At 34.2% G+C, this 14,120-nt stretch carries 15 protein-coding genes; 11 read left to right on the top strand and 4 right to left on the bottom strand.

Annotation, left to right across the window (positions count from 1 at the left end; translation table 11 throughout):
* Positions 1 to 176 precede the first annotated feature (176 nt).
* From ISP02_RS10365 to ISP02_RS10355, 3 genes are all read left to right on the top strand, one after another.
* Positions 177 to 881, top strand: coding sequence for a CoA transferase subunit A (locus ISP02_RS10365; RefSeq protein WP_195721493.1), 705 nt, complete (start codon positions 177 to 179; stop codon positions 879 to 881).
* Positions 874 to 1,521 (top strand): 3-oxoacid CoA-transferase subunit B, encoded by a 648-nt coding sequence (locus tag ISP02_RS10360; RefSeq protein WP_195721492.1) that lies wholly within the window; start codon positions 874 to 876, stop codon positions 1,519 to 1,521. The genes ISP02_RS10365 and ISP02_RS10360 overlap by 8 nt, the downstream gene beginning before the upstream one ends.
* A gap of 84 nt (positions 1,522 to 1,605) precedes the next feature.
* On the top strand, positions 1,606 to 2,565 hold the full coding sequence (locus ISP02_RS10355) for an ornithine cyclodeaminase family protein (RefSeq protein ID WP_195721491.1): 960 nt from the start codon (positions 1,606 to 1,608) through the stop codon (positions 2,563 to 2,565).
* 57 nt (positions 2,566 to 2,622) lie between these two features.
* Here the strand turns inward: ISP02_RS10355 and ISP02_RS10350 are convergent, their stop codons facing one another.
* The gene (locus tag ISP02_RS10350) at positions 2,623 to 2,856 is read right to left on the bottom strand and encodes a hypothetical protein (RefSeq protein WP_208455793.1); all 234 of its coding nucleotides are present in this window, start codon (positions 2,854 to 2,856) and stop codon (positions 2,623 to 2,625) included.
* A gap of 446 nt (positions 2,857 to 3,302) precedes the next feature.
* Here ISP02_RS10350 and add point away from each other — a divergent pair, with 446 nt between their 5' ends.
* Together add and ISP02_RS10340 are read left to right on the top strand one after the other, a co-directional pair.
* Complete coding sequence (add, locus tag ISP02_RS10345; RefSeq protein ID WP_195721489.1) at positions 3,303 to 4,280, top strand: adenosine deaminase; 978 nt, start codon at positions 3,303 to 3,305, stop codon at positions 4,278 to 4,280.
* 84 nt (positions 4,281 to 4,364) lie between these two features.
* Positions 4,365 to 4,706 (top strand): DoxX family protein, encoded by a 342-nt coding sequence (locus ISP02_RS10340; RefSeq protein ID WP_195721488.1) that lies wholly within the window; start codon positions 4,365 to 4,367, stop codon positions 4,704 to 4,706.
* Positions 4,707 to 4,776: 70 nt separating this feature from the next.
* On the opposite strand, the gene ISP02_RS10335 is transcribed toward ISP02_RS10340, so the two are convergent.
* Together ISP02_RS10335 and ISP02_RS10330 are read right to left on the bottom strand one after the other, a co-directional pair.
* On the bottom strand, positions 4,777 to 6,162 hold the full coding sequence (locus ISP02_RS10335) for a GntT/GntP/DsdX family permease (RefSeq protein WP_195721487.1): 1,386 nt from the start codon (positions 6,160 to 6,162) through the stop codon (positions 4,777 to 4,779).
* A gap of 177 nt (positions 6,163 to 6,339) precedes the next feature.
* Entirely contained in the window at positions 6,340 to 7,284 is a 945-nt protein-coding gene (locus tag ISP02_RS10330; protein WP_195721486.1) for a LacI family DNA-binding transcriptional regulator, read from the bottom strand.
* Positions 7,285 to 7,407: 123 nt separating this feature from the next.
* On the opposite strand from ISP02_RS10330, the gene eda reads away from it, so the two are divergent.
* The 5 genes from eda (at position 7,408) to ISP02_RS10305 (ending at position 12,333) form a co-directional block, all read left to right on the top strand.
* Complete coding sequence (eda, locus tag ISP02_RS10325; protein ID WP_195721485.1) at positions 7,408 to 8,025, top strand: bifunctional 4-hydroxy-2-oxoglutarate aldolase/2-dehydro-3-deoxy-phosphogluconate aldolase; 618 nt, start codon at positions 7,408 to 7,410, stop codon at positions 8,023 to 8,025.
* 2 nt (positions 8,026 to 8,027) lie between these two features.
* Entirely contained in the window at positions 8,028 to 8,999 is a 972-nt protein-coding gene (locus tag ISP02_RS10320; RefSeq protein ID WP_195721484.1) for a sugar kinase, read from the top strand.
* A 70-nt stretch (positions 9,000 to 9,069) separates the two neighbouring features.
* Complete coding sequence (uxaC, locus tag ISP02_RS10315) at positions 9,070 to 10,476, top strand: glucuronate isomerase (RefSeq protein WP_195721483.1); 1,407 nt, start codon at positions 9,070 to 9,072, stop codon at positions 10,474 to 10,476.
* A 5-nt stretch (positions 10,477 to 10,481) separates the two neighbouring features.
* Entirely contained in the window at positions 10,482 to 11,513 is a 1,032-nt protein-coding gene (locus ISP02_RS10310) for a mannonate dehydratase (protein WP_195721482.1), read from the top strand.
* 1 nt (position 11,514) lies between these two features.
* Complete coding sequence (locus ISP02_RS10305; protein WP_195721481.1) at positions 11,515 to 12,333, top strand: SDR family oxidoreductase; 819 nt, start codon at positions 11,515 to 11,517, stop codon at positions 12,331 to 12,333.
* 66 nt (positions 12,334 to 12,399) lie between these two features.
* Here the strand turns inward: ISP02_RS10305 and ISP02_RS10300 are convergent, their stop codons facing one another.
* Complete coding sequence (locus ISP02_RS10300) at positions 12,400 to 12,789, bottom strand: winged helix-turn-helix transcriptional regulator (RefSeq protein ID WP_195721480.1); 390 nt, start codon at positions 12,787 to 12,789, stop codon at positions 12,400 to 12,402.
* A gap of 143 nt (positions 12,790 to 12,932) precedes the next feature.
* On the opposite strand from ISP02_RS10300, the gene ISP02_RS10295 reads away from it, so the two are divergent.
* Positions 12,933 to 14,114 carry an MFS transporter gene (locus tag ISP02_RS10295; protein ID WP_195721479.1) on the top strand — a complete coding sequence of 394 codons (1,182 nt, stop codon included), beginning with the start codon at positions 12,933 to 12,935 and terminating at the stop codon, positions 14,112 to 14,114.
* Positions 14,115 to 14,120 lie beyond the last annotated feature (6 nt).

Genomic DNA, 14,120 nt, shown 5'->3' with positions numbered 1-14,120 from the left:
AAGTAAAGCTAGCTTAACGTATTCCATTAATACGTTAAGCCTTTTTAATGAAAAATATAACATTTCCCAAAGCAATAGTAGCTACAAATGAAAGCGTAATCATAATTAAAAGACTTTGCTTATTTATTCAAGTATAATGACAGTTGAATAAATAATGAAATAGAAAGAGGGATTGCATGTCAAAGGTTATTCAAGACATCAACGAGGCGTTTGTTGATTTAAAAGATGGGATGACCGTTTTAGCGGGTGGTTTTGGACTTTGTGGTATACCTGAGTATGCTATTGAAGCTATTCGATATAAAGGAACAAAAGGTTTAACAGTAGTTAGTAATAACTGTGGTGTAGATGATTTTGGACTTGGTAGACTGTTAGAATATCAACAAATTGATAAAATGATAAGCTCCTATGTTGGTGAAAATAAGATTTTTGAACGTCAACTCATTAACGGTGAGTTAGAAGTAGAGTTAACACCACAAGGTACTTTAGCTGAACAATTACGTGCAGGTGGTGCAGGTATTCCTGCATTTTATACTAAGACAGGTGTAGGTACACTAATTGCTGAAGGCAAAGAAACACGAGAATTTGATGGTGAAAATTATCTTATGGAACTTGCTATCAAGGGAGATTATGGAATCGTTAAAGCGGCTAAAGCAGACGAATTTGGTAATTTAATATTTAATAAAACAGCGCGTAACTTTAATCCTCTATGTGCAATGGCTGCTAAAACTACTGTTGTAGAGGTTGAAGAAATTGTAGAGATTGGGGAAATTGATCCTGACGATGTTCATTTATCAGGTGTGTATGTCGATTATATATATTTAGGACAGAATTACGAAAAACGCATTGAAAAACGTACAGTTAAGGAGGCTAATCATGGATAAATCGACACAAAGGAAAAAAATAATACAACGTGCTGCACAAGAGATTAAAAGTAGTATGGTTATTAATTTAGGTATCGGCATGCCTACTTTGGTAGCAAATGAGATTAACGACCACGTTGAAAATGTTTATTTCCAATCTGAAAATGGCTTGCTTGGTATTGGTCCATATCCAACCGAAGACGAAGTGAATCCTGACTTAATCAATGCGGGCAAAGAAACAGTCACAGCTGCTAAAGGTGCCTCCTATTTCGATAATGCTGAGTCATTTGCCATGATAAGAGGTGGTCATATTGATTTAGCCATTTTGGGTGGTATGGAAATCTCACAACGAGGAGATTTAGCCAATTACATGATACCTGGAAAATTAGTTAAAGGTATGGGGGGCGCTATGGATTTAGTGGTTGGTGCTCAAAAAGTCGTCGTTATTATGGACCATATGAATAAACATGGAGAATCAAAAGTAAAAAAAGAGTGCGAGTTACCTTTAACAGGTAGCGAAGTTGTTCATACGTTGATTACAGATTTAGCAGTTTTTCATTTTGAGGATGGTATCATGAAATTAGTAGAACTACAAGAAAGTGTCACACTCGAAGATGTTGAAAAATATACTGATGCTGACTTCGAAAATCATTTAAAATAATATATTTTATAAATTAAGTGACATAGTGTATGAAGCATGGTAAGTCATAAAAATTCACAATCATACATAGGGAGGTGAATCAACATGCAATTTATAAGTGAACAGAAACAAGCTGAATTACTAGACATGGCAGAAGTTGTCAAAGCAGTTGAAGAAGCATTGCAAGCTTATTCTGAGGGACAAACTAAAAATCCTCTACGCCATGTATTACCATTTAATGAGGAAAATAAATATTTAGTGATGCCGGCATTATCTGACAAATTAGGTATAGTAGGATTGAAAACAGTAACATTTGCACCTAATAATCCGCAACAAGGGAAAAATACCATAGTTGGTTCAGTTATTTTATCGGATTACGAAACGGGTGAAACGTTAGCTGTCTTAGAGGGATCATATCTGACTAAAATACGTACAGGTGCAATTTCTGGTGTAGCAACAAAACATCTTGCGCAACAAAATGCCAAAACGTTATGTGTTATTGGGACTGGTGAACAGGCTGAAGGTTTAGTCCAAGCGGTTCTTGCAGTGAGAAAAGTTAATCATATACAACTTTTCAATCGGACATATGATAAAGCAGTAACTTTTGCTAACAAATTAGCGGCACAATATGATATAACTGCAGAGGTATTTGAAGACGTTGAAGATGCGATGCATAATGCCGATGTTATTGTTACTGCTACAAATGCTGTAACGCCAGTATTTCAGAACGCATTAACAGCCGGTGTACATGTCAATGCGGTAGGTTCTTTTAAACCGGATATGCAAGAATTACCATCTGTCACACTGCAACAAGCAGACAAAGTCGTTGTTGAATCAAGTGATACAGCGTTAGAAGAGACAGGGGATCTTATAACACCAATAAATGAGGGCGTATTTAAGCGCGATGATCTATACGGAGAATTGGGCAATATCGTAGCAGGTAAGCTTGAAGGTAGATTGAATAATGAGGAAATAACTGTTTTTAAATCAGTAGGATTAGCCATTGTAGATATAGTTGTAGCAAACTATTTTTATCAAAAATTGCTACAATTAGATAGTAAATAAAGAAGGTATAATGAAGAGGTCGCATACTTCGTCATTATACCTTTTGTGCTCGAACAATTATTTAATTAGATTCATTCCTTCTTGCCAATCAAAATCAATTAAACTTCTCTCATGTTGTCTAAATGTCTTACTACTTGCAACACGTTTGAAATCAGCAGCGGGTTCAATGTTAAGCTTAGGATTATCCTGAGTAAACCATTTAGCCCGTGTTTCTCTGTTTACTGGATTATCATCAGTTATATTTATTTGGTTCAAATGATAGGACTTGTATAACTGTTTCAACGGCATCATCGATATGGACAAAAGATTGAACACCGTTAGACATAGATAATGAGCCATACATAAATTGCTTATAAAGCATAACGCCTATACTAAACCAAGTGATAAAGTAAGTTATAACATAGTATGACTTGAATTGGTAAATGTGCAGTTTATTGTTCTAATGCTTCCACACCATCTACAGTTACTTTGTTATCTCCGCTCGCTAGATAATTTAGAGGTGTATTCCTAGAGGTTACCAGCTACAAAATTTAGACGCCTTTTTCTTTTAAATATTATATCTATATTGCTCGTAAAGCTTAGCTTAAACTCGTTAACCTTAAAACATTTCAATTGGAAAAATTAATTTATTTTATTATACTATTATGTGCTATCTAGCTATATGATGTATAATGTTAAACGTTATGATTACAAAGTAATGTATGTCATATAACTATTAAAGAAACAAGGAGTAAAGAATGGAACAACAACTATATACTATCCCCAAAATTGAATTGCATTGCCATTTAGATGGATCAGTTAGTATTGCATTGCTTAAGCAACTAGCCCTTGAACAAGGAATTACTTTGAATGAACAAAACCTTCAAGTCGACCAAAATTGTGAAAACTTAGAAGAATACTTACGTTGCTTTGACGAAATTCAAAAGGTCTTACAAACTGCCGATAGCTTACAACGTTCTGTGATTGATGTAGCTTCTCAAGTAGTAAAAGATAACGTTAAATACATAGAAATTAGATTTGCACCATTATTTCATATGGAGAAGGGTCTTAGTATAAATGAGACGATTCAAGCAGTTATAGCAGGTGCTAAACTGGCAATGACTCAATACAATATTAAGATTAATATTTTAGTTTGTGCAATGCGTCAACATAGTAATGCAATTAACATAGATCTATTTGACCACGTGCTTCAAGCAGACAATGAACATATCGCTGGTATTGATTTTGCTGGCCCAGAGGCAGCATTTCCGCCAGAAGCAATACAAGAAGCGGCTCAGTATGGTGTTGAGAAAGGATTAAATCTAACGCTACATGCGGGAGAATGTGGTTGTATTTATAATGTAGTAGAATCAATTAAGTTAGGTGCAAAAAGGATTGGCCATGGCGTTGCAATTAACAATGACCAACAAGTTTTAGAAGAAGTAAAAGCACAACAAGTATTATTAGAAATTTGTCCACGTAGTAATTTGCAAACACAAGCGATTAGCGATGTTTCGGAATTAAATTTACCGTATTTACTATCAAACGGTGTTCCTTTTCTTATAAATACGGATAATAGAACAGTTACACAAACAACATTAATAGCAGAGTATGACCTCCTTCTTAAAGCACAGCAGCTTACGATGGAAGATATTGAAGCAATTAATAAAAATGCCGTGAATCATACATTTCTCTCAACGGAGGAAAGGGAAGAATTACGACTAATTATGAAATAATAATAAATCACTATAAATAACAAATTATTTTGCTTATAATGTAAATATGCATTAATTAAGTAGGGCATAAAACGAGGTGTATATATGGGTGTAGTAATTATTATCTTGCAAGTACTACTTGGGATAATATTTATCATAACAGGATCGAAAATAGTTTCGGGGGCTATGAACGAAGAATTTGTACGTATGGGTTATCCACAAATATTTAACCAAATAACTGGTGCGATTGAATTATTAGGCGCTTTAAATATGTTGTTTGGTATTTTTAATCACTACTTAGCTATAGGGGCTAGTGTCTTACTAGGATGTACAATGTTAGCAGGCGCTTTATCACTAATATTTTTAGCTAAAGATCCTCTGATTAAAGCATTACCTGCAACGATATTATTATTGCTTAATGTACTTATATTTTGTTATTACATATAAAAGTAACGATATCACTAAACTTAGAAATAAGGGAGTGATATCGTTTTTGTTTATTATAAGTCTAATGCAATTAAAACAAATGAATAATATAATTTAATAGTAACGTCATAACGAGGCCACATATTCCTACGATTGATTGTACGATGGTAATCGTTTTAAACGTTTCACCCATTGACATACCAAAGGATTCTTTTACTAACCAAAAGCCACCATGATTAACATAGTTAAAAAATAGTGAACCGGAACCAATAGCAACTGTTAGTAATTCTTTGTTAATAGAAGGATCAGATTGTAATAACGGATAAAGTAAATTTGTGGCCCCCACTATACCTACTGTTGCCGAGCCTGTAGAGATTGATAGTAGTGCGGCTACAAGCCACCCCATAAGTATTGCGGATAATGAGAAGTTATCAGCTAAGTGCACGATAGCCTTACCAACACCAGAATCTTCTAATACTTGTCCAAAGGCTCCGCCTCCTGCAATAATTAGCATAATGCCTGCAATTGGTTTTAAACTAGCGCCTAGTGAATCTCTTAATTTTTTAGCATCCGTGTGACGTAAATAGCCAAGTGTTATTAAGGCATACAAAACACCTATGAACATAGCTATAATAGGACTTCCTAGAAATTCAAAAGTCTTATATTGCAAAGTATGCTCTTCGAAAAAAATACCAGCTATAGCATGAAGTAACATCATAACTACAGGAACTAAAATAGTAGAAAAAGCTAAAAATGTTGATACTGGTCGTTCATTTTTAGCTTTTTCAGTCGTAGCATATTGTGCCAATAAATCTTGATTGGGTTTTACTGACAATCTTGGCGTAATAAATTTGCCGTAAAGTGGTCCTGCAATAATAATCGTTGGTATTGCACAGATTATGCCATAAATCATCGTAATACCGATATTTGCTTTAAACTGATTAATTGAAATTAATGGTCCTGGATGAGGCGGTACCATACCGTGCATCGTTGCTAATGCTGCAATTACAGGTACGCCTATAGCAACGTATGTAGACCCTTTAAAATCATGTTGTTCTTCTAATTTCTTAGCTATTGTAAAAATAAGTGGGAGTAACATAATTAATCCAACTTCAAAGAACATTGGAATACCTATAATGAATGCCGCTAGTGCCATTAACCATGGTAATTGTTTATATGATGCATTACTTAATATCGTCGAAGCAATTTTGTCGCTTGCGCCTGTATCAGATAAAATTTTACCTAACATTGCTCCTAATGCTATTGTGACACCCGTCTCACCAAGTGTAGATCCGGCACCTTGCTCAATAGAATCAACAATTTTCCCTATATCTAAACCTGCCGCAAATCCAACGAATATTGCTGTTAATAACAAGGCAAGCAACGGATGGAATCGTAATTTAGATGTAATCAGGAAGATAAGTAATAAAATACTAATAACCGTGATGATAAGTAATCTATAGTCTTGAATTGCCATAAAACAACTCCCTTAATAAATTGTAATAGTATGCATTATTTATTACATTATGAAAATGTTAAATACTAACCCATTATAACTTAATGAAAAGGCTTACACATGATATTTGATTATGACCACAGCATAACAAACGAAAAAGTAGCGATTAAAATGTAATTAGTTTAATCGCTAGGCGTATCATTTTTCGTTTAAATGGGGTTCTAAATTATAAACATTTTCTATAGAACCGTTTGTAATAACTTGGTTTAAAACTTCTACGACTTTATTTGCAATTTCTGTAGTAGGTACACCAATAGCATGTACTGGGTAATTTAATTTAGTAATATGAGGAATGTTGTCATAAGAGTAAATAATTGGTTGATTGTAATCTAAGTCTATCGCGTTTAATGTGCCTAATGTGATATCATAACTCCCACAAATAATGCCTGGCGCCAGTTCATTTTGAGCATAAAACTGTTTTACAGCTGATTCTGCTTCTAATGCTGACAAGCCATGAGAGTCAATTATACGATAATATATATGATGCTGCTGACAGTAATCGACGATTGCATTTTTTTTGGCAATTTGTCTCGAATCAGAGGTGTTAATGTCTCCAATATAGTCTATTTGTGTTACGCCTTTAGCGAGTAAAGATTCTATGGCCATAATCATAGCTTTATAGTGATTGACATTAATAATAGGATAGTCAATATCTCTATCAACACCATAAGCAACAACCGGAATATTTTGATACACTTCTGGCGACAAATTAGTGCTAGGACCTTCGTCAAAAATAATTATGCCATCACAGCCGAACTCAAGAAATTTTTTTGAGGCAACATCTATACCATCGATTGACAATATCATGGCATAACCTGATAGCTTTAAGGCTTGATTAATTTCGGAAACTAAATGGGTGACGGCAACACGATCTACGGATGGCCAAATAAGTCCGATAGTATTGCTGCGTTTAGAAACGAGTGCACGAGCAGAATGATTAGGGATATAATTCATCTCGGCAGCTTTTTGTTGTATATATGCTTTAGTATTTGGTTTTACAAGTGGTGAATTTTTTAATGCTTTACTGACGGTTGAATAACTCACACCACAGGCTTTTGCAACATCTTTGAGTGTAACAGCCATAAAAATACTCCTTCAAAGGGATTGATTTAATTTGATTTTAATTATACCATATAGACAAGAAAGAAAATATTTTTTTATCGCAAAATAACAACGTTGTTATTTTGTGAAAAAGGGGATGCTGAGATGAATTCGACAGAGACAATGAACAAAATTAATAGCTCTAAACACATAGCTGTTATAAGAACAGACGATAAACAGGATTTTATTGATATCGCCAATATAATTATAGAAAAAGGGTTAGATGTCATAGAAGTAACGCTAACTACGCCTCAAGCAATGGATATTATAACAACGTTGTCTAAAAATGATAACGCACTTATAGGGGCAGGTACTGTACTTGATAGTGTATCGGCAAGGGTGGCTATTTTAAATGGTGCGAAATTTATAGTTAGTCCCTCGTTTGATAAAGAAACGGCAAAAGTTGCCAACTTATATGATGTACCTTATGTACCCGGAGTGATGACGGTAAAAGAAATGATAGAAGCAATGGAATACGGTTGCAAAGTGCTCAAACTATTTCCTGCGACACAGTTTACACCTTCATCAATAAAAGATTTTAGAGGTCCTTTACCTACAACAGAATTTATTCCTACAGGTGGTGTTGGTAAGCAAAATCATCGAGAATGGTTAGACGCCGGCAGTTTTGCGGTAGGCATCGGTAGTGAAATTACGAAAGTATACCAACAAGATGGAGCTGACGGTCTAAAACAATATGTAAGTGAACTTAAAGGTGGTGAGTGAAGATGACTATCTATGGCTTAGGGGAAGTCTTGCTACGCTTAACGCCACCGAATTACGAACAACTGAAAAATACACGTTCATTAAATATACAAACGGGTGGTGCAGAATTAAATACACTCGTGACGTTAGCTGGATTTAGGCAAAATACTGCTATGTTAACAACATTACCACAAGATAATTTAAAAGATTTAGTAGAACAAACGATGCGCAGTGCAAATGTGAGCACCAAATTTATCGACCATACTGAAGGTCGTTTAAGTACTTACTATATGGAAGAAGGTTTTGGTTATAGAAGCGGTCAAGTTATTTATGATCGTGACCATTCAGCATTTGCTATAAACGGCTATGAACAGATACAACAAATTGACTTTAGTGATCAAGACTATTTGATATTGACAGGTATTACACTTGCAGTAAATACCCAGATAAGAGATAACATTGTAGATATATTAACCAAACTTAAAGAACAAGGTGTTAAATTAGTATTTGATATAAATTATAGAAATAATTTATGGTCTAAAGACGAAGCGATACCTGTAATTAAATCAGTATTACCTTTTGTAAATATATTACTTTTTGGGAAAAAGGACGCTACACATTTATTATCAACAAATCAAGAAGATGAAGATATTGAAGCATGTGCCAGAACGATACAAGCTCAGTACAATATACCGGTTATAGCTTCCAGCAACAGAGATATAGAACAAAGTACATTGCAAGGTATCATGCTAATTCAAGATAACTTTATAACAAGTCCGAAATATCAATATACCGTACTCAATCGTATCGGTGCTGGCGATGCATTTACGGCAGGCATTATCCATGGGTTGCTTCAACAATGGGACTTAGCAGAAGTTATCGATTTTGCAACAAAATGTTCCGTACTTCAACATACAACCAATGAAGATTCATTAAGCATTGAAGAACAAGATATTTTAAATTTATCCTCCAATGTTGGCGAATTAAAACGATAGTAAACATAATTTTGAAAGCGCATTCAAAATATATTTGAAAAGAACAATATAGAAATAAAGGAGAGATACTATGACACTCATTAATGATAATTTTTTACTTAATAATAAAACAGCTGAGAAACTTTACCAAAAGGTTAAAAATATACCTATTATCGATTTTCATTGTCATATAGATGCTAAAGAGATTTATGACAATAAAAACTATGACAATATAACGCAATTATGGTTAGCTGGAGACCATTATAAATGGAGACTTATGCGTGCTGATGGCATAAACGAATCATTTATTACTGGTAGTGCAACGGACTTTGATAAATTTAAAGCATTTATGCATATGTTGCCTTATTCAATTATGAATCCTATGTATCACTGGTGCGCATTAGAATTAAAACGTTATTTTAATGAGACGACTAATTTTGATGATGTCGATATTAAAAAATTATATGATGCGTTAAACAAAAAATTAAATAAACCATCTCATACACCACAAGCATTAATTGAAAAAAGCAATGTATCAGTAGTGTGCACAACCGATGATCCGTGTGACGACTTAAAATATCATCGATTATTAAATGAGGACAAAAAAGTTAACTTTAAAGTATGCCCAACGTTTAGACCAGATAGTTATGTGTTCCTAAGTAAAGACACAGTCACTGCAAAAGTTGAGCAGTTAAAAAAGAATGTCGATTGTAATATTAATGATCTAACAAGCTATATTTCAGCATTGAAAGAACGTATATATTATTTTGACAGAAATGGTGCTTTAAGTTCGGATCAAAGTTTTGAAAAGACACCATGTGTCAATGTTGATGCAGAGGAAGCGGCCAAATTATTTGAAAAAGTGTTAAATGGTGGCGTTATCGAAGAAGCAGAACAATACGAGTTAGCTGGTTTTATTATGAATGAATTATCAAAAGTTTATAAAGAATTAAGTTGGGTCGTGCAATTCCACTTAGGTCCAACACGTAACAACAATGCAAAAATGCACCAACAAGTTGGAGCCGATAGCGGTTTCGATAGTGTAGGCGATCAATTGAGTGCAAAACGCTTAAACGCATTTCTTAATCATTTAGAATTAAATAATGCATTATCAGACACTATTATTTATCCAAATAATGGTCAAGATCATTTAATGGTGCAAGCCACTGCTGGTAACTTTACGAATAGTGAACATCGCGTTCAATTAGGGGCAGCATGGTGGTTTAACGATACTAAAGAAGGCATGGAACAACACTTAATAGATTATGCGAACGTCGGTCTATTACCAAACTTTGTAGGTATGTTAACAGATTCAAGAAGCATGACTTCCTACACTAGACATGAATACTTCAGACGTATTTTATGTAATTTATTAGGCGACAGAATTGAAAAAGGTGAAATTGCCTTAAGTAATAAAACAATTGAACAAATACTGAAAGATATTTGTTTCAATAATGCATTAAAACTATTCAAAATCGATGGGATTAAGGAGGTCTAAACGTTATGGAATTATCTTTTAGATGGTACGGCAAAGACGATCCAGTAACATTACAACAAATTAAACAAATTCCTGATATGAAACATATTGTTTCGGCCATTTATGATGTGCCGGTAGGTGAAGTTTGGACGAGTGAACGTATTGCTGACTTAAAAGCTACCATTGAAGCTGAAGGGCTAAAGTTTGAAGTAGTAGAAAGTTTACCCGTACATGAAAATATTAAATTAGGAGTAAGTAATAGAGATGAAGTTATCGAAAATTACAAAACGTCACTTATTAATTTAGCTAACAATGGTATTAAAACTGTAACTTATAATTTTATGCCGGTATTTGATTGGACACGTTCACAATTAGATTATGAACTTGAAGACGGCTCTAATACTTTGATTTATAAACACGATCAAATTAAAGATATCGATCCTTTAACAACTGATTTAAATTTGCCAGGGTGGGACGAGAGTTACTCTCGTGAAGAAATGAATCAATTAATTTTAGACTATCGTGAGACTTCAGAAGAACAATTATGGGAAAACTTAGAGTACTTTTTAGAACGTGTGTTACCGACGGCAATTGAACATGACGTTGATCTTGCGATACATCCGGATGATCCGCCTTGGCCAATTTTTGGTATTCCAAGAATTATTAAGAATAAAGATAGTTATGAACGTTTATTATCTATCAATAATAGTAAAAATAACGGCATATGTTTCTGTACAGGTTCGTTAGGGTCACTAGCTGAAAATGACTTGCCGGCAATAATCAGAACTTTTGGAGACCATATTCACTTTATGCATATGCGTAACGTTAAACGTATCGGTGAGTATTCGTTTTTAGAAACTGGACACTTATCTAAAAATGGTTCGGTGGACATGAAAGCCGTAGTGGAAGCATTAGTAGACATTGATTTTAAAGGCACAATCAGACCCGATCATGGACGTATGATTTGGGGAGAAACAGGTAAGGCAGGATATGGCTTATATGACCGTGCCTTAGGTGCAACTTATATTAATGGCTTAATCGAAGGGGTGCGCAAATAAAATGAAACAATTTGAAAATTTAAACATAGTGATAACCGGTGCTACAGGCGTTATTGGTTCAACATTTGTCAAAGCATTAGTAGAACAAGGCGCTAATGTAGGTATATTAGGACGTTCTGAGGACAAAATTGTTAACTTGCAACAACAAATAGACGCAGACCATAAACAAAGTGTTGGCTTAGTAGCGGATGTATTAAATAAAAAAGCTTTAGAACAAGCTAAAAAGACATTTAATCAAACATTTGGTCAAATTGATGTCTTGATTAATGGGGCAGGCGGTAACAATCCAAATGCTACAACTGATGACGAAATGTATGATGAAAACAGTGAAAAATCTTTCTTTGATTTAACTGAAGACGGTGTTGATCAAGTATTCAAGTTAAATTACACAGGTACATTTTTACCTTCACAAGTCTTTGGTCAAGATGTCGTGACGTCTGAACAAGGTACAATTATTAATATTTCATCAATGAATGCATTTACTCCATTAACTAAAATACCAGCATATAGTGGTGCAAAAGCTTCTGTAAGTAACTTTACACAATGGTTAAGTACTTACTTTGCAGGTCAAATCCGAGTAAATGCAATAGCGCCAGGCTTTTTTGAAACTGCACAAAATAAAGGTTTATTAAGAAATGACGACGGTTCTTATTCTGAAAGAGCGAATAAAATTTTATCACAAACGCCTATGCAACGCTTTGGCGAGCCAGAAGAATTATTAGGTACTTTATATTGGTTAATGGATAATAAACAAAGTGGTTTTGTAACAGGTGTTGTTGTGCCAGTTGATGGTGGATTTAATGCTTATTCAGGTGTTTAATCATAAACAACTAAAAATAACCTCGCTGTTAATGATAACAGCGAGGTTATTTTTTATGCTTATCAGTTATTCAGAACTTACTAAATCTGGAATATTAATAAAGTCTTGTTTTTCTAAAGACACTGGACGGCCTTCATCGTGCATTTTAGCAATATGAAACTCCCCCCATTGACATAAAGAAGATAAAATTTCACTTAATGTCTGTCCATAATCAGATAGTTTGTATTCGACTTTCGGTGGCACTTGTTGATAAACAATGCGTTCGATAATGCTATCTTCTTCTAACTCTCGTAATTGTTGCGTTAACATTTTTTGAGTGATACTAGGTATAGCACGTTTGAGTTCGGAAGTTCGCATCGTGCCATTATCCTTCAAATGACACAGCACTACAGGTTTCCATTTGCCGCCTAACACATCAATCGTTGCTTCTACGCCAATATTATAATGATTTTTCATCTGAATTCTTCACCTCCATAGGTACTAAAAAGTGCCTATAGTACATTTAAGTACCTATATGACTTTAAAGTGCGTACTTACTTCTTTTGATTATTGGAATTATAATAACATACATATTAATAAAAGAGGAAGGAAAGAAGTGAATGAAACAACAAAAATTAGCAATTATTGCTTTAGCCGTCTCAGCCTTTGCGATTGGTATGACAGAATTTATTAGCGTCGGATTATTACCACTTATTAAAAATGCATTTAATATTACAATTCCTATGGCTGGATTAACAGTATCTTTATACGCCATTGGAGTTACTGTAGGGGCCCCAGTACTTACGCCACTTACAAATAAAATGAAAAGAAAACACTTATTAATTACAATTATGGTTATCTTTATTGTGGCTAATTTATTAGCAGCATTTTCACCGTCATTTACGATGTTACTAGCAATGCGTGTGTTATCTGCATTAATGCATGGCGTGTTTATGTCTATTGCTACAGCTATAGCGAGCGATCTTGTGTCTCCAGATAAACGTTCTAGTGCAATTGCTATGATGTTTACTGGTTTAACTGTTGCAACAATTACAGGTGTGCCATTTGGAACTTGGATTGGACAAAATTTCGGTTGGGAAATCTCCTTTATAACAATAGCAGTCATCGGATTCATTAGTTTGATTGCCAATGTGATTTTCGTACCAAGTAATTTAAACGAATTTGAACAATCACCAATTATTCAACAATTAAAAGTATTTAAAAATAAATCACTTATGCTGGTCTACCTAATTACTGCCTTAGGTTATGGTGGTACGTTTGTCGTATATACGTATCTGACATCTATGTTGACACATCAATTAGGTTATAGCGATAGCACAGTCGTTGTATTACTTATCGTATATGGTGTGATGGTAGCGATAGGAAATACTTTAGGGGGTAAATTCACGAATAAAATGCCTACCAAAGCTTTAAGTATAATCTTTTTAATTCAAGCCATCGTACTTTTATTTGTAGGTGTTACAACAGATCATCCAATTATAGGACTTATCGCTATCTTATTCATGGGGTTATTTGCCTTTATGAATGTACCAGGATTACAACTTATCGTTGTGTTATTTGCAGAACGTGAAAACAAAGCGACTGTAAATTTTGCATCAAGTTTAAATATTTCGGCATTTAATATTGGTATTACATTAGGATCAGTTATTGGTGGTTATGTGTTAAATGAATTTTCAGTAGCAATGACACCGTACTTTGGTTTCGTAATGGTTATAGCCGCAAGTGCAATGATGTACACATTATACAGTAGAGAAAAACAACATAACTTAGCGCAATGCTAATAAAAG

Source organism: Staphylococcus durrellii (assembly GCF_015594545.1).
GTDB lineage: Bacteria > Bacillota > Bacilli > Staphylococcales > Staphylococcaceae > Staphylococcus > Staphylococcus durrellii.
The sequence above is the reverse complement of the archived record's forward strand: the minus strand, read 5'-3'. Positions and strand labels throughout refer to the sequence as shown.